Genomic DNA, 24,070 nt, shown 5'->3' with positions numbered 1-24,070 from the left:
GGACTGACTCCGCGTACCGCTTGTACCGTTTTAAGGCCGCCTGTACCGAAATACCTGACAATCCTTGATACGGTTTGATAGACTCTCACCTGCTGCGAAAGCAGCTTTCCCCCTGGTTTTGCCGAGAAATGAGCAGTTCCAAGGCTGGTTAGAAATCGCCTCATAACCTCGAGGTCGTCGCGCCGGCGACGACCCCCCAGCCGCAGATCTTGTGCAGGCCCTGCTTCGCAAACACGACGTCGCCCGGCCGCATCTCGCGTGCGAACTCCCACAACATATGGGCGACGTGCAGCGGCCCGGAGTCCTCGTAGACCTTGGGCAGGTACTCCATCATCGCTTCTTTCGAGGGGTACTTGTTGAGGTCCCCCATGCCGTTCCAGCCGATCGCCCCAAACCCCTCGGCAAACCATGTATCCCACAGAACGGCCCCTCTCCCCGGGGCGAGCAGCCAGTAGTTGCGGTCGGAAGAGGGGGCGGGGCCCACGTCTTCGTCATTGTCCGGCACGGGCTTCTCCTCCAGGGTGTTGAGATGAGCCTGGAGCGAGAACTCGCACGTTGATTTGTCGGTCTTCTGCCGAACCTCTGCGAGCCATTTCAGGTAGTCCGCCCCGCCGGCGACCTGGCGGGTGACGCCCAGCGAGGAGGCGTACTCGCGATTCTTCTTGTCGACCGCGATCCACAGTTCCGGTCGGCTCCAAAACATCCCCATGGTCAGCGACGCGGGGGCGACCTTCCGCAATGCACAGCAGGCGTCGAACAGTTCGGTGTCAAGCTCGCTGGGGGCGTCGATCTCCAGGCAGTGCCGGTAGAAACGCCAGAGAGTCGCCACGTGGTGAGGTTCGCGGCGTTTCTGATACGGCATGAACCAGCTCGATTGCAGGTTCATGATTGGCAGGCCGTCAAAATCCTGCGGCAACTCCGCGCCCAGTCGCCACTCGTCTTTGATCGCAGCAACGATGGCCCGACGGTTGTCGTAGGTCACGCCCCGGTTGAAGTTGGCGAAGAACGAGAAGGGGTCGATCTCCGCCATGGGGACCTCCTTGTCGTTCACGTCCCGATCCACGACGCTCGACACTTTGAGGCCTTGGTCGTGCAGCTTAATCATCAGCGCGACAAGCTGATCGTGCGAGTGCTCGAACTCACAAAGCTTAAGGGCGATCTCTGCGTAAATGGGCTTCCATGTGAACATGCTGTGCTCTCGTCCGTCGTCGTGCCTTACGGGTGGATGTAACCATCCGCCGCTCGACATCATTATCGCGGATCGGCGGCCACCCGCCAGGACCGCCCCCTGCGATGAGGTTGTCAGTCGCCCCTAGCGGGGCTTGCGAGGGATGTGACCCTCACGCGCGAGCAGGTCTTCATCTACCTTCTCATCGAGAACGGAATGCGGGCTGGGGCGCAGCGGGTCAAGCCGGTCCGCCTGCTCAAAACCCCACCTCACGTAGTCGGCAAGGCGGCTGTCAATCGCCACAACCCCGTCGGGGGCCTTCGCCCAGCACAGCTGGTCCAGGTATTCGCGGAGCACCTCGCTCTGACGCAACGAGTCGGCGTGATGGATCAGCTGCTCGACACGGGCACGCTCCTCGTCCTGGCGCTGCTTTAGCGCGTCGCGCAGACGCTTCAGTTCTGCCTCGCGTTCCAGACGGATCCGCTCTGCCTCGGCTCGACGACGCTCTTTTTCCTCGCGTTCACGGCGGGCAATCCGCCTCTCCCCCGCCTCCTTCACGAATCCGATCACCAAGCCCTCCAGCTTGTCTTCAATCTTCTTTGCCTTGCCGTCCATCGCGAGCGGGGAGCGGTAGCTCGACGGCCCGTCGTCCAGCAAGAGATTACCGCTGGGCACTAGGTCGAGTCGGTCACGCTCACATGAATACTGCGCGTCCGGATTCTTGGTGCGGACCTGGTTGTGCTTCTCACGGATCCGCAGAGTCGTCACGGACTCGCCGGCGAAGCGAACCACCGTCTCGTACTGATTGGCGTTGTAGTGCTTCGGCTCGACTTGAACGACTCCCCCGACTTGCTCGATCCGCTTGATGAGAGCGTCCATAATGCGCAGCGCTCTCTTCAGCAAAGCGCCGCCTACCTCCACCGACAAACCACGCGGGGCCTTGTCGCGCCAGTCGCTGGAACGCTGCGACCAAGGGAGTCTCTGCTCAGCCGCTTCGCGCTGTAGGCGTTCTTTCGTGGCCAGGATCAGGGGGTGCGGCTTGCGGAGCTTCTCGGGAACCGACACGGCGCCGAGAGACGTCGCCTTGGCGAGCAGCTGGCGAATGTCGTCATCGTACTGGAGTTCGCGTGGCGGTTCGTCGACCGTCGATTCATAGTCTTCATGCTGATGAAAGACGATCGTGCGTCGGTCCGCCTCTTCGTCCGGCGGCAGCGGCGTCTTCTTGGTCGTTTTGCCGTTGGCCAGCTTGACCCAATAGCCGGGGTAAGGCTTGGGAATGTTGTACGAACGGCAGGTCTTGCCAATGGTGACGTCCGAGCACCCTAGCTCTATTGCCAGTCGGGTCGCCGGCGCAGACCATACAAAGTCGTAAAACTCTTGGCGAGTGAACGAACGAGTTTCACATTCTGTTACTGGCAATAGTCCGCTCCCGCATTGATTAAACCTTGAGACGTCCCTGGCAACCTATCAATAAGCCGGATCTCGTGAGTAAGCAAAACATGGTGTGGCTCGATCGATGTTCAGTAGGCTGAGACTGTGCTCCAACTCGGCCGAACTCCGGGGCGATGTTGGCTTGATCTTTCAATACAGTGTGAATTCACCCCTTGGTGTTTGTTTCGAGGTCAAAGCGAAATTTGAAACCGCGATGAAGCTCCCAAGTCACCATCTCGGATGCGTTGGGGCAAGGGATAAAGCCGTCATGTTGGGCAACTCCGTGGATTGTAACAGCTGCGAGGCTTGGCAACCTGGTCAAGGGCTCACTGCATGACTACGCGGTCTTGATGAGTGGTCACAAATGCGCTCCCGCCGGGTATCATAGGCGTTTTCATACACGATCGATTCCGCATGCCCGACGAAGAGAAGCACGACCCGCGTCAGCCGCTTCCGTACCATTTTGCGATCCGCGACTACCTCAAGAACGAGGAGTCGCAGATCTGGGAGTGGTACGCGTCGAACCGCGTGCGCGCCGAGCAGAACGAGGCGATCCGCTTCGACCTGCTCAAGTCGACCTACCGCATCGACCGAGACGCCCAGCCGGCCCTCTACGACATGGCGGACGAGGTCGCAAAGAGTCTCGGGATGGAGGTCCCGGTGACGCTCTACCAGGCCCAGAACCCGCAGGGTCTGAACGCGTCGCTGGCGTACATCCCCGACGAGGCGCACGTCGTCTTGCACGGCCCCATCGCGTCTCGCCTGACCGAGCCGGAGTTGCGGGCGTTGCTGGCCCATGAGTTGGGACATCTTCTGCTCCACAGCCGGTGGGACGGAGACCTCCTGATCGCCGAGCAGGTCCTCGCGGCGATGACCCACGACCGCGACGCCGACACGCCGCACTTCGCCAGCGCCCGGCTGTTCGGGCTCTACACGGAGGTGTTCTGCGACCGGATCGCGCTCGACGTGTCGGGCTCTCCGCTGGAGGTGATCTCAATGTTGGTGAAGATCGCCACCGACCTGGACGAGGTCAACCCGGAGAGCTACCTGAAGCAGGCCGCCGAGATCCTCGGGAAGGGCCCGATGAAGACCGCCGGCCTGTCCCACCCCGAAGCGTACATTCGAGCGCACGTGCTGCAGCTGTGGCACGACCAAGCCGGCGAAGCCAACGCGCGGATCGCGGAGCTGATCGAGGGCCCGCCCGCGCTCGACGAGCTTGACCTCACGGCCCAGGTGCGCGTCATGGACGTAACGCGGCGACTGATCGACGCCATGCTGGCGCCGAAGTGGCTGCAGACCGACGTGGTCCTCGCCCACGCCCGCCTCTTCTTCGAGGAATACGCACCCGCCGACCACGACGTCGCGATCGAATCACTCCGCGAAGAGATACAGCAGAGCGACCAGCCCCTCCGTGACTACTACTGCTACGTCCTGTTGGACTTCGCCTCGGCCGACCGGGATCTGGAGGAAGCGCCCCTGGCGCAGGCGATCGGCGTGGCGGACGCCGTGGGCCTGCTGGAAGGCTTTCTCAGCATCGCCGCGAAAGAACTCAAACTCCGCAAGAAGCAGGTGGAGAAGATCTCCGGCGACCGAGAACGCATTGTCGCCGCCGCGGCCAAGCTGGAGGCGGCGTCATGACAACGTTCGTGGATTTCCTACGCGACCGCTTTGAGGTCGACGGCTTCACGACCGAAGACGCGCTGGCCAGTTTTTTGCCGCTGGCGCGGGAGGTCCTCGACGCCCACGCGGCGGGCATGGCCGCGCCATTGGATGGACTCGACGAACTCCGTGTCGAGGGCGTACGGATTTGGTTTGAAGAGGCCAAACGCCTGGAAGTCCGCCGCGCCAGCAGTGATCTGCAGCGGATCGAGCGGGCGGGCCGAGCGGCCGTCGAGATCGTCTCGGAGACGCGGATCACAACCGAACTAGACGACGGCGCCGAAAAGGTCGTCGACCTGGCGATTGGCGACGCCGACGAGACGCCGACGCGGCCGGTCTATCTGCCGGGCTACCGGTGCTGGGAGCACCGCCTGGGGGTCCAGGACCCGCTGACGGACGTCTTCGCCCTGGGCATGATCCTGGCAAGCCTGGCGTGCGGACTCGATTTCTTTGACAAAGAGCAACTCGAAGAGTTTGTCGCCCACCGCAAGAATCTCTTCGCGCTCAACCCCGGCCTCCACCCGGTCATTGCGCGCGTGATCGTGCGGATGACCCAGCTCGATCGGCGGGACCGCGCGCAGGACCTCGCGTCGCTGGTCAAGACGCTAGAGAGCTACCGCGACCAGGAAGTCGACTTCGAGTTCGATCTCGCGCACTCCTCGGAATTCGCCAAGGGGTCGAAGCGGGACCGGCAAACCGTCATCCTCGCCAAGCTCCGCGAGCGGCTCTTCGAGATTTCTCGCCGCAACAAGCTGCTGCACTTTCGCCCGACGATGCAAAGCGTGAATCTCACGCACGCGTCGGTGCCGTTGTCTTTCGATATCCAGAACATCCGCCCCGATCAGATTCTGGTCTGGAACGATTCGTTGCAGCGCGAAGTGACGGGCGGCAAACCGATCTCACTGAACAAGTACCTGAATTTCTCGGAGGTCCTCTACCTGCCAAGCCAGCTGGAGCGGTTGATCGCTGAAGCCCGGCGCGACCAATCCGAGTTCGGCTTCGCCCAGCTGCGGCTGGTGATCTGCTTCTTGCACTGGGCCAACCTCAAGGAGAAGCCGGTCGAGCAGTACGACTCGCCCCTGGTGCTGTTGCCGGTCCAGCTACGCAAGAAGAAGGGGATCCGCGACACCTACTACCTGGACGTCGTCTCGACCGAGGCCGAAATCAACCCGGTGATCCGCCACCAGTTCAAGCAGCTCTACGATATTGCATTGCCCGAGTCGATCGACTTAGCCACGTCGTCGCTCGACAACTTGTTTGAACTTTTGTCCCGCAAGATTGCGGCGTCCGAGTCGGCGGTGAATCTCACCAAGATCGATCGTCCGCGGATTGCGCTGATCCACGAGAAGGCCCGGCGCAAGCTGGACCAGTACCGCCGCCGTGCGCGGCTGGCCGGCCGCGGGGTCCGCAAGTACCTCGATCTCGACTACAGCTACGACCCGGCCAACTACCACCCGCTGGGGATCAAGTTGTTCGGGGCCAAGGTGCGGCCCGCGCAGACCCACCTCCGCGAGATCATCGAAGAGAAGCCCCGGCCCAGGACGTTTGCGACCGCCGAGCCGGACCCGCCCGTTGCCGAGAAGGAGCGACAGTTCTATGCGTTGCAGTCGGGCGGCGAAGCGAACCCCTATGACTGGACGTTCGACCTGTGCAGCGTAACGCTCGCGAACTTCAAGTACCGCCGCATGTCCCTGGTGCGGGACTATGAGGCGTTGTTGGGTGACGGGCTGACGAACCCCGCGTTCGAGGCGACGTTCTCCCTGGCGCCGCGCCCGATCGACAACCAGCCGCTCGACGCCCGCGCGTTGGCGGACCGCTTCGACGTGGTGCCCTGCGATCCGACGCAGGCCCGCGCGATCGCCGAGGCCGAGCTGGGCAAGAGCTTCATTATCCAGGGCCCGCCGGGCACGGGGAAATCGCAGACGATCACCAACCTGATCGCCGACTACGTCGCGCGGGGCAAACGCGTCCTGTTCGTGTGCGAGAAGCGGGCCGCGATCGATGTGGTCTATGCGCGATTACGGCAGTGCGGCCTGGCCGACCTCTGCTGCCTGATTCACGACTCGCAGACCGACAAGAAAGAGTTCGTGATGGACCTCAAGCAGTCTTACGAGAAGCTGCTTGAATCGCCGAAAACAAAGTCCCAGGCGGCTGGCCGGGGCGAGATGATCCAGCAATTGAGCCGGACAATTACGCCGCTGGAACGATTCAGCGCTGCGATGCAGTCAGATCGCCCGGAGCTTGGGACGACCGCCCGCGACCTGCTGGACCGCTGCATCGAGCTGCGAAGCGATCTGCCTGAGTTGGACGCGCTCACCCGCGAACAGCTCCCGACGCACGCCGAGTGGCTTGCCAGCCGGTCCGCAGTGGGGCGTTTCGAACGCGCCCTGGCCGACGCGGGGGGCGGAAAGGTGCTCGCCGAGCATCCCATGCGCATCCTGTCACCGCGGCTTGCCTCCGAGGAGCACCCGCTGGAGACGATTTCCCACTGCGTGCGTGAAGTAATCCCGCAGTTGGACCAAGCGGAACAATCGCTCGGCCGTTGCGGAGTGCCTCGCAGCGGGTGGGAACCGTTGGAGCGGGCGGTGCAGCTTACGCAATTCGCGTCTCGACTCAAGGAAGTGGCCGAGGCGGGTCTGGTGCACCTCTTGGATCCCCAGCACGAGCAGGCCAGGTGGCTGCGCGAGCAGCTCAAGGCCCTGCAAAAGTCCAAGCAGGCGGTTACAGAGGCCGAGCAGGCGAACGTCAACTGGGCGGAGAAACTGACCGCCGAGGAGACGGGGCTCGCCCTAGAGCAGGCCCGGCAATTCGAGCGAGCGCGCTTCGCTTGGCTCTCGCCCGCGTGGTGGCGGTTGCGTAGCGTCCTGAAGCGGGGTTACCGCTTCGGGGCCCACAAGATTCGGCCGCCTTGGTCGCGAGTCCTTGAGCAACTCGCCAGCGAGCATGAAGCGGTCGCAGCTCGGCGTCGTTTGTTGCAGGAGACGGCCGACCGCTTGGGGGTGGACGTGGAAGCGGCGCCGGGGCTGATCGAAACGATTGGCGAGGTCTCGACGCACGCTCCCAAACTTCCCCGATGGCTCTCCGCGGTTCACGCAGCGCTCGTGAAGTCGCCGCGGGCGGGCGAGATTGTCGCGCGGCTGCTCCAAGCGAAGACCGCCGTAGAATCCGCTCACGAGCAGCTGGCGAGGATCTCCGACTCGGCCGCTCAGCTGCCGCTTGCTGAGTTGAAGGGTTCCCTTGAGCACGTAAGCAACAACCTCGAATCGGTTCCCGACTTTCTGGAGTGCATCCGCGAACTGCGGGCGACTCCTCGGGCGGTCGCCGCCGCTCTGCGGACGCTGCCGCATACCCCGCGAGAAATTGAAGCGGCCGTAGCGGACCGCGGCCTCGCCGAGTTGTATCGGCAGGACAATCAGTTCGAGCGGTTCACCGCCCGGACCCTCCACGCGCTGGCCTCGCGCCTGGAGGGGAGTTACGACCAATGGCTCGGGCTCAACGCGGCCGAGATCCGAGATCGCGTGCGGCGCCAGTTCCTCAAGAGCCTGCACGTCACTGAGCAGCCGGCGGCGAAGCTGTCGGCGGAAGAGAAGGAGTTCAAGCGGCGCTACAACCGGGGCCGCCGGGAACTGGAGCATGAGTTCGGCAAGCAGATGCGTTACAAGGCGATCCGCGACTTGGTCAGCGACGAGTCGGGCGACGTGGTCAACGACCTCAAGCCGGTCTGGCTGATGAGCCCCCTGAGCGTGTCAGACACGCTGCCGCTCTCGCCGGACCGGTTCGACGTGGTCATCTTCGACGAGGCGAGCCAGATCACGCTCGAAGAGGCGGTGCCTGCGCTGTTTCGCGCCGCACAGTCGATCATCGTTGGCGACGAGATGCAGCTGCCGCCGACGGACTTCTTTTCCGCGAAGCAGTCGGCCGAGGAAGAGGAGGAATTGCTCGTCGAGTCGGATGGCGAACTCGTGCAGTACGACCTCGATTCGGGCAGCTTCCTCAGCCACGCTGCGAAGAACCTGCCGTCAACGATGCTTGGTTGGCACTACCGCAGCCGGAGCGAATCGCTGATCAGTTTCTCGAACTGGGCATTTTACGACGGCCGGCTGCTGACGGTCCCGGAGGAGTCGCTCGCCAATGTCCAGCGGGAGCCGATCGTCGCCGAATCTCCGGAGCACGGCGCGGTTGGCGCTCAGGAGGCGTTAGCCCGCCCGATCAGCTTCCACCTCCTGCGGCACGGCGTCTATGACAAGCGTCGCAATCGCGCCGAGGCAGAATACATCGCCGAGATGGTGCGGCAAGTGTTGACCGACTCGCCGCAGCACACGATCGGGATCGTGGCGTTCTCCGAGGCGCAGCAGGACGAGATCGAGCAAGCGCTCACGCGCCTGGCGGCCGACGACAAGCCTTTTGGCGAAGCCTTGGAGCAGGCCTACGAGCGGGAAGACGATGGGCAGTTCGTCGGACTGCTGGTGAAGAACCTGGAGAACATCCAGGGGGACGAGCGGGACATCATTATCCTCAGCGTTTGCTACGGTCGTCCCCCGACGGGCAAGATGCGGATGAACTTCGGGCCCATAAACAAGAGCGGCGGCGAGAAACGGCTAAACGTCGCCTTCTCCCGCGCCAAGCAGTACATGGCAGTCGTCAGCTCGATCGAGTCGACTGAGATCACTAACGACTACAACGACGGCGCCAACTGCCTGAAGAGCTACCTGCGCTACGCCGAGGCGGTGTCGGCCGGGGATGCGGAGGCGGCCGCAAGGGTTACGAGAAGTCTCTCCCGTTGGACGCATGACGAACAGGACCAGGCGACGCCCGCAAGGGAGCTGCTCGCCGAGCAGCTTGCCGAGCGACTCGCGGCCGCCGGCTATCAGGTGGATCACGCAGTGGGTCAGTCCCATTTCCGGTGTGATTTGGCCGTTCATCGCGAGGGAGATTCCGTCTATCGACTTGGCATCCTCATCGACGGCTGCGGTTACTACGAGCAGTCGGATCTGCTCGAACGCGACATGATGCGCCCCCGGCTGCTCCGAGCGTTTGGTTGGCGGATTGTGCATGTCCTGGCCAAGGACTGGTACGCCGACAGTCAGGATGTAATGGATCGACTTGTCGCCATCCTTGAAGGGGGTGAGATTGACGACGACGAAGACATCGACCTTGAGCTGGATGACCTCGATGTAGCCAATGTCTCTACTGCGATCGAGGGAGACGCCGACGCATCCGCAGGGGGCGATACGAATCAGCAAGGTGGCGATTCGGACGTGACTGGCTCAAGCAGCCAAGGCTCGCGCCGATTCGAACTGCGAGATGGCAAGTCGAGTAAGTTCTGGGAGATCTCTCTCGCGGGCGAGCAGCATTCGGTCACGTTCGGACGAATCGGGACGACCGGCCAGACTCGTACAAAGTCGTTCAACGACGAAGCTGCTGCTCGCAGAGACTGCGAGCGACTTATTCGCGAGAAGACGAAGAAGGGCTATGTCGAGGTGAAGTAGGCCCGTATGGTCCAAAAACTCAGCCGACGCGAATCGCCTTGATTTGTAGACTCTTTTGGCGGGATAGTCCATCAATCTCGGCCGAGATCCCGGGTCCGGAATCGGGTAAACTGGCTGCCTTTAGCAAAGCTCGCCGGGAGGCCCGATGACCACGCCCCTGCAACCCTGGCATCTCGCCTTCGTCTGGGCGGTCGGTTGGGTGAACCGCCAGCAGAACGTAACGATCGAGTACCTCTGCACGGAGAACCGCGTCCTGCGCGAGCAGATTGGAAAGAAGCGGATCCTGCTTACCGACGATCAAAGGAGAAGGCTGGCGGTCAAAGGGAAGGATCTGGGCCGCAAGGGCCTGGAGTCGATCATGCCCCTCTTCACTCCGGATACCATTCTGCGTTGGCATCGGAAGCTGGTTGCGCAGAAGTGGGACTACAGCGACCGGCGGAAGAAAGCAGGCCGGCCCCCGTCGCGTCCTGGCCCGCGTTCTGGATAAAAGCCGTCGACGAGTACTTCACACAGACGATCCCAAGGACCGAGATCGACATTTACGAGGGCTACAACTCCGACCCAAAAGGCCACCCACCAGGCCTACCACAGCTGGAAGGTCTCCCGCCAGTACGGCGATCGTCTCAACAAGACCTTCCACGTGGGCAACTACACGGGCCTCCACAGAAACTGGCCGGACGCGCCGGTCGACCTGTTCGACAACGAGTACCACACCTACGGTGGCCTCATCACGCCAGAGCACATCATCTTCACGTTCGACGGCAAAGAACTGATGAGGGCGCCCGCGACTCCCGACATGCTCCGGCCGATGTTCATCCTGGTCGACCTCGCCCTGCTACCCAAGGAAGCCGGCAAGGCCGACGGTGAGTACAAGCTCGTCGTCGACTACATTACGGTACGCCAGAAGCTTTGATGAGGCCGTCGCGCTCTACTGAGACTCTATTCGGGCACCCATTCTCTTGCAAGTACCGTCCCCGAAGAACTCGCGATCACCGGGAGCAAACGTCCAACCATCAACGGCCGCCTGTCTGCCACTCCACAAACGTTAGACCACAGGAATCTCAAACCCCGGCCTCGGCTTGCGCGCCATCATCGCCGCGGCCTGGTGGTCGCCTGTCACCTGCTCGCTCACTGGGTCCCAAGCTATCTTGCGGCCGAGTCGCGCGGCAATGGAGGAAAGATGGCAGACATTCATCGTCTGCACATGAGAGTAAACGTCCGATACCGGCGTGCCTCCTTCGCGAATGCAGCGGTAGAAATTCTCTTTGTGCCCTTCGAACGGCTTGCCGCGGTAAAGCTTCTGCAGCTCTTCGTCGCCGAATTTGCCGTCATCCCAGTTCTGCTCAATAGGCTCCCCCGAGATCCTCCCGCGGTTGACGAAGAGGCGGCCCTTCTCTCCTTCAAACAGTATCCCGTTCCTCCCACGACTCGTCAGGTGCAGCTCCAGACCGTCCTCGAACCTGCTGATAACGTTGAAATCGTGTGACGTGTTGTAGCAGTCGTCCACCGTCGGATAGCCATCGACCATGGCGACCGGGTGCTTGGCGTCAGTTCCGTCCACCTCGACCGGCCCAGTCCCCTGCTTATCCAACCCCATCGCCCAGAGTGCGATGTCGACATGGTGCGCCCCCCAGTCGGTGAACTTGCCGCCCGAGTACTCGTACCACCAGCGGAACTCGTAGTGGCATCGGCGGCTCATGTAGTCAACCAGCGGCGCCTGCCCCAACCACATGTACCAGTCGAGCTGCTCCGGAGGAATCTCTGGAGTGAACGGACCGCCGGTCGGGCTACCGTCAACGCCCGCGGTGATCTTCGTGACGCGTCCCAGCAACCCCTGCTGCACCATGTTGATAGCCCGCAGAAATCGATCGCGGTCGCTTCGCTGCTGCGTGCCGATGAAAAACACCAGGTCGGGGTGCGCCTGGAAGGCGGCCCGTATCAGCCGGTTCTCCTCGAGCGTCAGCGTCAGCGGCTTCTGGCAGAAAACGTGCTTGCCCGCCAGCAGGGCTTCGACCGCAATCTTCACGTGCCAATGATCTGGCGTGACAATGCTCACAACGTCCACGTCGTCGCGGTCCAAGACGCGTCGGTAGTCTTCGTACGCGTCTGCCCTTCCCCTTCCTATTCCGTCGTGGTGCTTGGCCCGCAGACAGTGGTGAGAATCCACATCACATACAGCCACCACATCGCCGAACCTGGCGTGATCTTGCGCATCTCCGGTGCCCATGCTGCCGACTCCGATGCAGCCAATACGGGGTCGGTCGGTGCTTGCACGATTTGCGAACGCGGGTTGCGTCCAGGCAAAGTAGGGAGCGGCTGCGAGCGCGCCAGTGGCGCCGAGGAAAGTCCGGCGATTCGGTTTAGGGCGTAGTCCTTTGTCGGTTCTCATCTCGTAATACTCAACGGTTGTATAGCAGGGACGTGACGCCAGGCCCGCGTTTGGCGAGGCCTGAGTATGGACGAATTGTTTCGCGCGATGACGCTGATCAAGACTGCCGCGTGTCTCTGATCTTTGCTCTTGCCGCCTGCTTGCTAATTGGTCGGGGTGGTTCGGTCGACGAATAGTAGCGGTGCAAGCTCTCGGAGGCTTCGACGCCATGACTGCCACTCGTGAGCGGTGTCAGGCGAAACGCAGAAGACGCTGTTCAAGCCTGCTTGCTCGAGGGCCTCAGAATCTGCCCTGGGGTCGCCTCCGCGCCGGGTGCGGCCTCCATCAATCTCCCGGCTGCCGTAGCTCACGAACACGAGCCGGACTTTCTCTTTGAAACCCTCCGTGTTCTCTACGTCATCCATCGAAATCGACCCGCCACTGAACAGACCGATATGCGAGAAAGTATCCAGGTTGCGGAGGGTGATCAGTCGAGTCTCCATACCGCCCATCGACAACCCGGCCATCGCCCGATTCGGCTGGTCCGCCAGCGTTCGAAAGTTAGCGTCAATGAAGGGGACCAGCTCCCCAACAAGAACCGTCTCAAATGGCTCAATGCTGAAGCTTCTAAGACCGCCGAAACGGACTTCGTTAGTCATCCCGTAGGTCATGACAATGATGAATGGGCGCGCTTCTCCTTCGGCGATAAGGTTATCCATGATCAAATTGGCGTGTCCCTGTTCACCCCAGCCGTACTCATTCTCTCCCCAGCCGTGCTGCAGGTAGAGCACTGGGTAGCGTTTATCTGTGTCCTGCTCGTAGCCGGGGGGCGTGTAAACGAAAGCCCGCCGAGTCGTCTCAGTGCTCTCCGAGTAGAAGAGCACTTCACGGAGCTGCCCATGCGGCGTTTGCTTCACGGCGTAGAAGTCTCGATCGTGGGCGGGGACCTCGACGCCGCTCCCCCAGCGCATCGCACCGAAGAAATACTTGCTGCCGGGATCAGGGACCTCGGCCCCGTCGATATTGATCGTGTAATAGTGAAACCCTTCGTCGAGTGGGCGGGTGTACCCAGTCCAGAAGCCCTCTTCATCCTGCTTGAATTCCTCGGAGTCGCGGAAGCTGCAAGTCACGCTCTGGGCTTGTGGCGCCCTAATACGGAACATCACCCGGCCCTCGGAATTGACCTTCGGAAACTCCTTTCCGGGCTGATTCGTCGAGGCGGGCTCCCAGTCGTCGACCGGTAGGTCGGTCTGGGCAGAGACGCAGGAACCTGATGTGGTGGCGGCGACCAGCAGCAATACGATGCATGCCCTTCGACTAATCTTCATGACTGCTTCCTTTCTCATTTGCTCCGGACTCAGAATCAGCCTGCGGAGCGGTTAGGATCACCTTCTGGAAAGCGGGCTTGGGGTTGCTGTCCGCGTCGAAGAGCAGCGGCCGACCTCGCGAACGCCATGAGTTGGCGTCATTCGCGCCCCAGAAAGTGACTACCTCGAGCGATTCCCGGTGTTCGATAAGAGCTTGGAACACGCCCTCGTAGGCCTCGGCAAGGCGCCGGTCGGCCTCGGCGACGAGACCGCCTGCAGTTGCTGCGGAGTTGCTGCTGACATCGGCGCCGGTGGTCCGCTGTCCCTGCCGAGCGCCGTTGATGTCCAGCTCTGTTACATGGATCGGCAGCCCAAGCGCCTCTATCTCAGAGAGCGACTGATCCATGCTTTTAAAACTAGCAGAGGTGACGTTCAGGTGGGCCTGCGTGCCGATCGCCATCACCGGCGCGCCGTCGGCCTGCAGCGTTCGAATCAGTGAAATAAGTTTGCCGCGTTTTGCCGCGCCTTCCAGGCCGTAGTCGTTGTAGCGGAGCACGGCGTCTGGGTCCGCTTCGTGGGCGTACTCGAACGCCTTGGCGACAAAGTCGGGGCCGATGATCTGCCGCCAGGGCGAGTCTCGCAGCACGTAGTCGCCGTGATCGGAGATCGCCTCGTTGACGACGTCCCAGACCTTGATCCTTCCCTTGTAGCGGCCCACTACGGTGTGGATGTGCTCCCGCATACGCTCCAGCAGTTGCTCCCGCGTCGCGCGGGTCCCCCCGCCCTGCCGACTCTCGTTCGATCTCGGCGCGTCCGCTCGGAAGACCCAGTCGGGCGTTTGGCTGTGCCAGACGAGCGTGTGCCCAATGATCGACATGCCGTGACGCTCGCCGAACTCCACGAACGCGTCGGCGGGCGCCCAGGCGTAGCCGTCGGCGCCAGGCCGCGGGTGCACCAACGCCCACTTGAGATCGTTCTCGGGCGAGACGCTGTTGAAATGCCGCAACACCAGTTCGCGGTCGCGTCGGACCGCGTCGACACCCCTGCGGCCAAAGCCGAATCGCCCCACGGGCCCGCCCACGATCCGCCGGTTCACGGCGGCGCCCACCTCGAAGCAGTCGGCGAACGTGTCCTTGAGCGTCGGCTGGTCGGCTGCTCGCTCCGCCGCCGGGCAGTGCGACGCCAGAATCACCAGCACGGCGGCGGCAACGAGTCTGCCCGGCTGCGGCCGGGCCGTGTACAACCCCCACTTACCCGCCATCGCGCCGCCCCCTATTGCTCGGTTGGCTGAAAAACCTGCTGTGCGAACCAGTACAGGCTCTTGCTCCAGTGCTGCGGGTCGTGGCCGTGCGTGTCGACGTGCCAGATGTGAGGCACGCCCTGCTCTTCCAAATGCCGATGCACCGCCTGGCTAACCCGGATCAGGCCGTCCTGATCGCCGCAGCTCAGCCAGAGGAGCTTGAGCTTCTCGCGGGCGGCGGCCGGGTCCGGGACCAGCTCGGCTGGCGGCTTGGTGTTGGGCGCAGATGAGAAGCCGCCGACCCAAGCGAACGTATCGAGGTTGCCCAGCCCAAAATTGAGCGACTGGCCGCCCCCCATCGACAGACCGGCCAGCGCCCGGTGCTCCCGGTCGGCGAGCACGGAGTAGCGAGATTCGATGGTGGGTATGACGTCACCCTGCAGATCGGCCTCGAACTTCGCGAACGCGGGCGCCGAGGCCATAACGTTGCCCTCTGCGCGGTCGTTCTTCTGGGCTCGGCCGTTGGGCATCACCACGATCATCGGCGCGGCTTTCCCCTCCGCGATCAGGTTGTCGAGGATCACGTTCGGGTGAGCGAAACGCTCCCACTCGGTCTCGTCGCCGCCGATGCCGTGCAGCAAGTACAGGACCGGGTAACGCCGGTCCGACGAGTAGCCGGGGGGCGTGTAGACATTCATCTTCCGCGTCGCACCCACCGACTTTGAGTCGTACTCGATCATCTCAAGCTTGCCGTGTGGCGCGTCGTCGCGCGCGACCATGAAGTCGCGCGGCGGGTCGTCGAAAGCCGGCTTGTCGTCTGCCCGCAGCTCGATCGGGCCGCCGAACCCTCCGCGGCCTCGGCGCCTGGCGGGGCCCTGGGGCTCAGGGTTGTTCTCGGCACTGCGGTCCGCCTCGCCCCCACGCGATACCTGCGTCAGCAGCCCCAGGCGATAAGGCAGCAGCTGGTAGGGCCCGCCGCTGTCGGGGTCGCGGCCCTGGAACAGGAAACGCAGGTTCTGTGGGTCGACCGTCGGCGTCTGGTCGTAGTTGTCACGCAGAAGCTCGCCGTGGCTGATGTCGCGGGTCCAGGGCTCGACCCCGTCTTCGAACGCGACATTGTTGATGCCCGCGAATGGCGACTCCCACGAATCGGCGCCCTCGAGCGGGGTCCACTCGCCGTTCAGGTCCGTTGCTGTCCACGCGCTGTAGTACCTGGCGGGGCTGAGCGCCTCGATGATCGTCAGATACCGGTCCACGCCCTTGATCTTGTAGGTCATGCTCCCTTCGAACAGGTGGTCCCGGCTGTCGTCGATGGCGACCTCCGGGGCGCTCATCCCGTTCGGGAAGTCCGCGAGCTTGGTGCGGCAGCGGTAAAAGCGGCCGTTGTCGCCGGTGAAAAACAGGTAGGCGTGCGTGTCGTCGCAGATAACGTGGTAGTCGATCGGAAGCCTTGGGGTGCTGTCGGGCAGCTTCGCGAAGAAGTTCTGCGGAGCGGTCCAGCTCTCCGGCTTGGAAGGATCGTCGGTTGTGCAGTACTGCGGTTGCTGCGACTGGAACACGAGGTACCACTTCTGCTGCGGAGCGAAGTAGAACAGGTGCGGGGCACAGTGGTAGCCGCGCAGGCCGGGGTTCACGTCGATGTGCGTCAGCGGCGCCGACGCCGCCTCGGACCAGTCCGTGAAGTCCAGGTACACCATGCTCCACGTCTTGGCCGATGTCGAATACGCCGTGGCGTACACGTGCCACCGGCCGTCGTACCGAACGACCGTCGGGTCCTTGACCGACACGATCTGGTGCGTGTCGTCCGAGACCGGCTCGATCAACGAGCCGCTTGCCTTCCACCTAAGCGGCAACTCGAAACCCGCGGTCTCGGCGGGACTAGCGTTCCCGCCTTCTCCCACTGGAACCGGCTGTGCCAGATCGACCGACGGGTAGAAAGCGGCGATGGCGAACAAGAGACAGTACGCCGATCCCCTGATAGCCGAGTCTGGCAATCTCATAGCCCAAGCACTCCGATAAGACGATTAGAATAGAGAAAAAGAGTGTAGTGACGCTTCGCGTCAACTCGATCCCAAGCTTCAGGTCGCCAACCTCACTTCGACCATGATGATCAAATCCGGCAAAGTACGCGTCACCGGTTGCCCGTTGACGAGAACCTCAACTGCCCGCCAAGAGCAGCATTGACCGGAACCGTTTGTGCCGATTCACTTCCGCTACTACCGCCCCAGACACTCGACCAGGGAATCTAACTCGGCCACCAACAACTCCGCTCGGTCTGGGCGGATTGAAGATAGGATCATTTCCTGCAGAGGCTTCACCGCGGCCGACAGCTTCGAATGAACTCGCCTCCCCTTGGCCGTAACCCCTACCGTTAGCGTCCTTCGATCCCCGACGCCTGCCCTTCGCTCAATGACACCGTCGCGTTCGAGGATAAGCAGCGACGCCCTGACGGTGTTCGCGTCGGAGAAAGCCCGCACGGCCAGTTCCCGCTGCGTTATCTCGTCACCGTCCACTAGCGTGGAGAGCAACACAAACTGGAACGGCGTGAAACCAAACTCGGAGAGTAGTTTTTGAGTCTGCCGGTGCATGGTTAAGTACGCCGATCGCAAACTCAGCGCGATGTGATGTCCGGTCATTCTCGAGCCCTGGCATGTCGAACGTGCACGTATTAAAACCGGTTGCGGTTGGGAAGTCAAATATTTCGACCACGCACAACCCGCGTAAGACCGGAAGTTCGAAGCGGCCGCGGCGCCTCCGCCCAGAAAGTAACGTTCGCACTTTCATCGGCAAGACATTAAGATCTATGCGAGCGATCAAGAAACACCCCCAAGCATCACACTAGGCGGATGCGATGCTCGAACGACTTGGTAACGCGCAATGCTGCAGGACATCACATTAAGGCGTTCTGTTCGCTGCTGCCTCTACGCAGCGGCATGGGCTTTCGCCACCACGCAATCCTCCTCTCAGCAACCCGCGTGGCGAGACGCTGCGGACACGGTGATTGGAGAAGTTCGGAAACGGGAAGTATGCATCCGCGTTGTCGACGGGCAGGAACAGGCTCTTCCCGCCGTCCAAGTTGAGATCGTGCAGACCAAGAAGTCGTTTCCATTCGGCGCCGCCCTTAGTCCGGCAGTCCTGCACGACGAGCAGTATAAGAAATTCTTCCTAACGCATTTCAATTGGGCTGTTTTCGAGAACGAGATGAAGTGGTACAGCACCGAAGCGCGTCGCGGCCGCGAGCACTACGCAACGGCAGATGCAATGGTGCAGTGGTGCCAGTCGAACGGCATCCCATTGAGGGGGCACTGCATCTTCTGGGAACCGGGCAAGTGGCAGCCACAGTGGCTGCGAACGCTCGACGCCGATGCGGTTCGTGAGTCCGTTGAGCGACGCTGCGAGAGCATCGTCGGCCACTACCGCGGACACGTCAGGCACTGGGATGTGAATAACGAGATGCTTCACGGGTCCTTCTTCAGAGACAAGCTTGGACAAGACATTCACGCCTGGATGTTCAAGCACGCTCACGAGACCGATCCGGACGCCAAGCTCTTTGTCAACGAGTTCAACATCCTGTCGGTAGACAAGGATTTCGAGACAACACAGGTCGACGAGTATGTCGAGCAGGTCCGAAATCTAATCGCCGAGGGCGCCCCAATCCATGGCGTAGGAATTCAAGGGCACATCTGGTCCGCCGAGGCCGTGGAGCACCCGGAGGCTATCCGAGACAATCTCGATCGTGTGGCAGAACTCGGCCTTCCGATCTGGATTACCGAGTTCGACTCGGCCTTCGACACGGAAGCCTTGAATGCCGACGCACTCGAAGCTGTCTACCGCACCGCTTATGGCCACCCGGCGGTCGAAGGAATCATCATGTGGGTCACCTGGAGTGGAAACTCCTGGCGGGGTCCCAACGCGGGCATCGCCCAAGACGACTGGAGCCTCAACGCGACCGGTGAACGCTATGAATCATTGATGGCGGAGTGGTCCACCAAAATATCCGGGCAGACCGACGCCAACGGCGAACTCAGCTTCCGCGGCTTCCACGGCGAGTACACTGTGCGTATTCGACGAGAGACGGCTAAGACCGTTGAGAAGACAATTCAAGTCCCTGCTGGAGAAGAAGCCCTCTGCCTGACGATCACCGTACCCACCGAGTAGAACACAATTGTTCTGCACGGGGCACAAAGCAGCGGCAAGGTGACTCCGTCACAGCGGAGTCTAGCAATTCGTAGCTCATGGAGCAGGTGACACTGTGCGAGAGTAGCCTTGCAGTGAGTGCGGCCTCAGGCAGGTACGCCATACGATTCCCGTGCGTCACAGTCGCTGGCGTTGGAAGACCGTACCGCTCATACCGATTCAATGTCGCTGTCACCCCAGTGACTGGCATGCCCCGATACAGTTTCAGATGCTTTAAATCGACTAAACTTGCAGAAAACCAATTGTTTTCCCAGAGGAATCAACAGCTCCTGCGTCGGTTAGAGATCGGCTCCAAGCTCTGAGAAAGGGGCGCCTACCGGCGATGAAGTGTTGGCCCGTGACTGCGGACATAGTTCGATTCGTTGCCGTGTGACTGCGATTCCCTTCCGGGGCACCGAATAGTCACTGAGAGACTCGGCCGCTTACCGTGTATCTTCCTGCTGTCGTATTTCTACTCCATCGGGTTGCTGATGGTGCCGATGCCGTCGATGGTTATATCGACGACGTCGCCACTGGTCAGGCTGAAGCCTTCCGGCGGGACAGTGCCGGTGCCGGTCATCAGCAGCACGCCGTGCGGGTGGGCGTTGTGGCGGAAGAGGAAATCGACAAGCTCCGCGTGCCCGCGCTTCATCTGCGAGAGCGTCGTCTCGCCCTCAAAAACGGCTTCGCCGCCGCGGTGGATCGTAAGCAGCACGCGAGACTCGGGGTCGATCGGTCCGTTCTCGGGAATTAGGATCGCCGGCCCGAGCGACGCGCAGCGGTCAAACGTCTTCGCTTGCGGGAGGTAGAGCGGGTTCTCGCCCTCGAGGTCGCGGCAGGAGAGGTCGTTGCCAACCGTGTAGCCGACAATCGTCGCGTCGCTCGCGCACACGAGCACCAGCTCCGGCTCGGGGACGATCCACTGGGAGTCCTGTCGGAGCGTCATCGCCTGGCCGTGCCCGACAACGCGGTGGGGGGTCGCCTTGAAGAAAATTTCCGGCCGCTCGGCGTGGTAAACACGATCGTAGAAGTCGCCTCCGCCGGCTTCCTTGGACTCCTCCATCCGAGCCGTGCGGCTGCGGAAGTACGTGACACCCGACGCCCACAGCTCCTGCGAGTCGCACAGCGGCGCGAGGGGTTCGGCGACGGCTTCCTCGGCGGCGACCGACGCCGAGTCTCTTAGTCGCTTCAGCGTGTCGGCCAGTCTTGGGTCGTTGACGAGCGTCTGCCAGTCTTCACTCAGCGAGAACAGCGAGTCGTCCGACCGCAGCACGGGGCCGGAGGAGGTTCGGTATAGCAGCATTGTGTGTGGCGCCTCCGGGGACAGTGATGACCTAGTGCCGATGAGAACTGCAACGCATTGTGACCTGAATGGAGCCCGCAGGCAAACCATCGGGCGCGGAGTCATTCATCCGTGAGTTGTATCGCGCGTAACGGAGAGAGTAGACTCCAGCGAACCTCTTCTCCAACTCAGGGCGACGCGATGGACCAATGGTACCCGTTTCTAGTCTTGGCCATCGGTTTGGCGTTTGTCATCGGCGGCATCGTCGTGCTCCGGGTCCACGCGTTCCTAGCGCTGATCTCCGCGGCGCTGGTGGTGAGCCTAATGGCGCCGGGCGAATGGGGGGACAAGGTCCCGCGCGTCGCGGCCGCGTTCGGCGACGGGGCGATGGGCCTGGGCGTCGTCATCGCGATGGCGGCGATCATCGGCAAGGCAATGGCCGAGAGCGGCGCCGCCGACCGTGTGGTGCGGGTGTTCCTTCACGTGCTCGGGGAGAATCGAGGCGCCACGGCGATCGCCGCCAGCGGCTACGTGGTGGCCATACCGGTGTTCTTCGACACGGTCTTCTACCTGCTCATCCCACTGGTGCGGTCGATGAGCCGGCGGACCGGCGGGCACTACGTGAAGTACCTGGTCGCGGCGGCGGCTTGCGCCTCGGCCCACGCGCTGGTGCCGCCGACGCCGGGGCCGCTGTTCGTGGCCAACGCGTTCGACGTAAACCTGGCGACGATGATGATGGTCGGCCTGGCGGTATCAGCGCCGTCGCTTTTCGCCGCCCTGGCGTTCGCCGGGATGTGTGACCGGACGATGAACGTCGACCCGCCCGACGACATCGACCACGACGACGCCGAGGTCTTCCCCGTGCTCGCCGACGACCAACTGCCGAGCATCGCCTGGTCGCTCGCGCCGATCCTGCTGCCGGTGACCCTGATCACCACCAACGCGATCATCAACCCACCGGCGCCCGCCGTCGAGGGAGAGCAGGTCGCCAAGACCGCCGTGCAGTCGGCGATGAGCGTGCTCGGCAACCCGGACCTCGCGCTGCTGCTTGCGGCGATCGCCGCGTTGGTGACGCAGCGGCTCTACCGGCGGCACTCGCTTACGCACCTCGCCACGTCGGTCGAGCACGCGCTGATGTCCGGCGGGGTGATCGTGCTGATCACCGCCGCCGGCGGCGCCTTCGGCAGGATGCTCCGCGAGGCCCAGATTGGCGACGCGATCCAGGACTGCTTCGGCGGCGCTGCGTTCAGCGGCGCGGGCCTCTTGCTGCTAGCGTTCGGCGTGGCGTCGCTGATGAAGTTCGCCCAGGGCTCGAGCACCGTGGCTATGATCACCGCCGCGGGCATGGTCGCAGCGATGCTCAAGGGCGCGACGCTCCACTACCACCCCGTCTACCTGGCGACTGCCATCGGCTCGGGCTCACTGGTCGGATCGTGGATGAACGACAGCGGCTTTTGGATATTCGCCAAGATGGGCGGCCTGACCGAGTTGCAGGCCCTGAAGACCTGGACGCCACTGCTGGCTATCCTCGGCGTCGTCAGCATGGCTATGACACTGCTGATGGCCGCGGTGGCGCCGATGACGGAGTGAAGGTTCATGCCCGAACATAGGCGAAACAGTCCACCAGACGACGCATCGCCGATAAGGGGCTGTAGTCGTTCCGCGTACTTGACGCTCGGTGAGACTGCACGGGCAACCCTGAACCGCGCATACTAGAGGCCTTGCTTTCTGATTACTGTCTATCTCCTCTGCCATTGAATCCCCATGCCCAACTGGTTCGCCACCGACCCCTCGCTGCTCGACGTGCAAACTACGGCCGAGGGACCGGCGGGCGCTTTGCCGTTGACGGACGACATGCTGCGGAACCGGCCCAGCGGCGATCTATTCGGGTGGACGCAGGACGCGGCGATGGGGTACGACCCCAAAGATCTGGGCAAGCCCGAGTACCTGATCCTTAGCACGGCCGGTGGGCTACGGGCGCCCGACGGGGCGCCAATTGCGTTGGGCTACCACACTGGACACTGGGAAGTTGGGCTCTTGGTCGAGGCGGCGGCGCGTGAGTTCCGCGCGATAGGTGCGGTGCCGTTTGCCGGCGCATGCACCGACCCGTGTGATGGGCGCACTCAGGGCACGCGTGGGATGTTCGACAGCCTGCCGTACCGCAACGACGCCGCCGTGGTGCTCCGGCGACTGGTCCGCTCGCTGCCGACCCGCAGCGGTGTGCTGGGCGTGGCGACCTGCGACAAGGGACACCCCGCGATGATGATGGCCCTGGCCGGGATCCGCGACCTGCCGGCGGTGATCGTCCCCGGCGGCGTTACTCTGCCGCCCACGCGCGGCGAAGACGCCGGCCGCGTGCAGAGCCTCGGCGCCCGCTACGCGCACGGCAAGATCTCCCTTCAAGAAGCCGCCGAAATGGGCTGCCGGGCGTGCGCAACGCCCGGCGGCGGCTGCCAGTTTCTCGGGACCGCGGCCACATCGCAGGTGGTCGGTGAGGCGCTCGGTTTATCGCTCCCGCACTCGGCGCTTGCGCCGAGCGGCCAACCGATCTGGGTGGAGCTGGCGCGATGCTCCGCGCGGGCGGTTGTCGAGCAGAAGCGGCGCGGGCTCAAGGCCCGCGACATTGTCACCGAAGGTGCCGTGCGCAACGCAATGGTTGTTCACGCGGCGTTCGGTGGGTCGACCAACTTGCTGCTTCATCTGCCCGCGGTAGCCCACGCGGTTGGCGTCGGCCGGCCGACTGTCGACGACTGGGCCCGTGCCAGCCGCAGCACCCCGCGCCTGGTGAGTGTCCTGCCAAACGGCCCAGTCGATCACCCCACGGTGCGCGTGTTCCTCGCCGGCGGCGTGCCCGAGGTGATGCTGCACCTCCGCGAGCTTGGGTTAATCGACACGGGCGTGCTGACTGCCTTGGGCGAACCACTCGGCGCAGTGCTCGATACTTGGCGCAAGTGCGAGCGTCGCGAGCGTCTGCGAGAGCATCTCCTAAAGCGCGACGGCGTCGACCCAGACGATGTCATCATGCCGCCGGACCGCGCACGCGACGCGGGGCTCGCCGGCACGATGGCGTTCCTCACCGGCAACCTGGCCCCCGACGGATCGGTGGTGAAGGCGACGTCGATCGACGCGTCGCTGTTCGAAGGCGGCAGGCTCAGCCGCGTTGGCGCGGCCAAGGTTTTCACCGACGAGAAGTCGGCGATGCGGGCGATCAAGGGCGGCGATCGGCCGATCCAACCGGGCGACGTGATCGTCCTCGCCGGCTGCGGCCCGATTGGCACCGGCATGGAGGAGACCTACCAGCTCACCGCCGCTCTGAAGCACCTGAAGTGGGGCAAGAGCGTCGCCCTAGTGACCGACGCGCGGTTCTCAGGTGTGTCGACCGGCGTGTGCATCGGCCATGTCGGCCCCGAGGCGCTCTCCGGCGGTCCGATCGGCAGAGTGCACGACGGCGACCTAATCGAGATCGTTATCGACGGGCCAGACGCGTCTGGCTCGCTGAACCTCGTCGGCGAGGCAGGCGAGGTGAAGGGTGTCGACTGGGGCACCGCTCAGCTTGAGAAGCGGCCGCTGCGCGACGACCTCGCCGAAGCCGAAGGGCTGCCCGACGACACCCGACTATGGGCGATGCTCCAATCCCTCGGCGGCGGCACCTGGGGCGGCTGCGTGTACGACGTTGACTCTGTACGCGAGGCGATAGCCCAGCGTTAGCCCGCTGTCGTGCTAATCAATCAGGTTGTCACTGAACGTCCCATTCAGGAAGGTTGTCCAACGTGACCTGCCCCTAGTAGCGGAACCAGTTTCAGTGTTATATCCCAGCCAGCTCACTTCGTGGAGGCGTAGCCGGAACGAAGTGAGCTGGCTGGGTCGCCTCCTTACGCCGTTAACCCTCTGACAGTAGTAAGATTGGTCTTGATGCGGTGGCTTGGTCGCCTTAGAGGCGGTGTGGAAGA

At 62.9% G+C, this 24,070-nt stretch carries 15 protein-coding genes; 7 read left to right on the top strand and 8 right to left on the bottom strand.

The features are described 5' to 3' along the window. Window positions 1-160: 160 nt before the first annotated feature. Both Pla123a_RS23505 and Pla123a_RS23500 read right to left on the bottom strand, forming a co-directional pair. A complete protein-coding gene (locus Pla123a_RS23505) occupies window positions 161-1,189 on the bottom strand; it encodes a hypothetical protein (RefSeq protein ID WP_146591637.1) in 1,029 nt (342 codons plus the stop codon). Window positions 1,190-1,312: 123 nt separating this feature from the next. After that, window positions 1,313-2,587, bottom strand: a complete 1,275-nt coding sequence (locus tag Pla123a_RS23500) for a hypothetical protein (protein WP_146591635.1) — start codon at window positions 2,585-2,587, stop codon at window positions 1,313-1,315. Between the two features lie 426 nt (window positions 2,588-3,013). On the opposite strand from Pla123a_RS23500, the gene Pla123a_RS23495 reads away from it, so the two are divergent. The 4 genes from Pla123a_RS23495 to Pla123a_RS23480 all read left to right on the top strand — a co-directional run bounded on the left by Pla123a_RS23495 (window position 3,014) and on the right by Pla123a_RS23480 (window position 10,660). After that, window positions 3,014-4,237 carry a M48 family metalloprotease gene (locus Pla123a_RS23495; protein ID WP_146591633.1) on the top strand — a complete coding sequence of 408 codons (1,224 nt, stop codon included), beginning with the start codon at window positions 3,014-3,016 and terminating at the stop codon, window positions 4,235-4,237. Next, window positions 4,234-9,747: an AAA domain-containing protein gene (locus Pla123a_RS23490; protein ID WP_146591631.1), complete on the top strand. Its 5,514-nt coding sequence runs from the start codon at window positions 4,234-4,236 to the stop codon at window positions 9,745-9,747. The genes Pla123a_RS23495 and Pla123a_RS23490 overlap by 4 nt, the downstream gene beginning before the upstream one ends. A 145-nt stretch (window positions 9,748-9,892) precedes the next feature. Continuing rightward, window positions 9,893-10,234, top strand: coding sequence for a hypothetical protein (locus Pla123a_RS24865; protein WP_197528235.1), 342 nt, complete (start codon window positions 9,893-9,895; stop codon window positions 10,232-10,234). Window positions 10,235-10,387: 153 nt separating this feature from the next. After that, complete coding sequence (locus Pla123a_RS23480; protein ID WP_146591629.1) at window positions 10,388-10,660, top strand: hypothetical protein; 273 nt, start codon at window positions 10,388-10,390, stop codon at window positions 10,658-10,660. Window positions 10,661-10,792: 132 nt separating this feature from the next. Here Pla123a_RS23480 and Pla123a_RS23475 read toward each other — a convergent pair whose 3' ends face one another. From Pla123a_RS23475 to Pla123a_RS23455, 5 genes are all read right to left on the bottom strand, one after another. Continuing rightward, window positions 10,793-12,136, bottom strand: a complete 1,344-nt coding sequence (locus Pla123a_RS23475) for a Gfo/Idh/MocA family protein (RefSeq protein ID WP_261342779.1) — start codon at window positions 12,134-12,136, stop codon at window positions 10,793-10,795. A 143-nt stretch (window positions 12,137-12,279) separates the two neighbouring features. After that, window positions 12,280-13,461, bottom strand: a complete 1,182-nt coding sequence (locus tag Pla123a_RS23470; protein WP_197528233.1) for an alpha/beta hydrolase-fold protein — start codon at window positions 13,459-13,461, stop codon at window positions 12,280-12,282. Beyond that, window positions 13,433-14,683, bottom strand: coding sequence for an endo-1,4-beta-xylanase (locus Pla123a_RS23465; protein WP_146591625.1), 1,251 nt, complete (start codon window positions 14,681-14,683; stop codon window positions 13,433-13,435). The genes Pla123a_RS23470 and Pla123a_RS23465 overlap by 29 nt, the downstream gene beginning before the upstream one ends. 11 nt (window positions 14,684-14,694) lie before the next feature. Further along, window positions 14,695-16,662 (bottom strand): non-reducing end alpha-L-arabinofuranosidase family hydrolase, encoded by a 1,968-nt coding sequence (locus tag Pla123a_RS23460; RefSeq protein ID WP_146591623.1) that lies wholly within the window; start codon window positions 16,660-16,662, stop codon window positions 14,695-14,697. Window positions 16,663-16,878: 216 nt separating this feature from the next. Beyond that, a complete protein-coding gene (locus Pla123a_RS23455; protein WP_146591621.1) occupies window positions 16,879-17,298 on the bottom strand; it encodes a MarR family winged helix-turn-helix transcriptional regulator in 420 nt (139 codons plus the stop codon). 241 nt (window positions 17,299-17,539) lie between these two features. On the opposite strand from Pla123a_RS23455, the gene Pla123a_RS23450 reads away from it, so the two are divergent. Next, on the top strand, window positions 17,540-18,820 hold the full coding sequence (locus Pla123a_RS23450) for an endo-1,4-beta-xylanase (RefSeq protein WP_146591619.1): 1,281 nt from the start codon (window positions 17,540-17,542) through the stop codon (window positions 18,818-18,820). A 490-nt stretch (window positions 18,821-19,310) separates the two neighbouring features. Here the strand turns inward: Pla123a_RS23450 and Pla123a_RS23445 are convergent, their stop codons facing one another. Then, window positions 19,311-20,141 carry a fumarylacetoacetate hydrolase family protein gene (locus tag Pla123a_RS23445; protein WP_146591617.1) on the bottom strand — a complete coding sequence of 277 codons (831 nt, stop codon included), beginning with the start codon at window positions 20,139-20,141 and terminating at the stop codon, window positions 19,311-19,313. Window positions 20,142-20,321: 180 nt separating this feature from the next. Here Pla123a_RS23445 and Pla123a_RS23440 point away from each other — a divergent pair, with 180 nt between their 5' ends. Together Pla123a_RS23440 and Pla123a_RS23435 are read left to right on the top strand one after the other, a co-directional pair. Further along, the gene (locus Pla123a_RS23440; protein WP_146591615.1) at window positions 20,322-21,710 is read left to right on the top strand and encodes a GntP family permease; all 1,389 of its coding nucleotides are present in this window, start codon (window positions 20,322-20,324) and stop codon (window positions 21,708-21,710) included. A gap of 174 nt (window positions 21,711-21,884) precedes the next feature. After that, window positions 21,885-23,828, top strand: a complete 1,944-nt coding sequence (locus Pla123a_RS23435) for a YjhG/YagF family D-xylonate dehydratase (RefSeq protein ID WP_146591613.1) — start codon at window positions 21,885-21,887, stop codon at window positions 23,826-23,828. The last annotated feature ends 242 nt before the right edge of the window (window positions 23,829-24,070 follow it).

It is taken from the genome of Posidoniimonas polymericola (assembly GCF_007859935.1).
Lineage (GTDB): Bacteria > Planctomycetota > Planctomycetia > Pirellulales > Lacipirellulaceae > Posidoniimonas > Posidoniimonas polymericola.
This window is presented reverse-complemented; position numbering and strand designations above follow the sequence as displayed.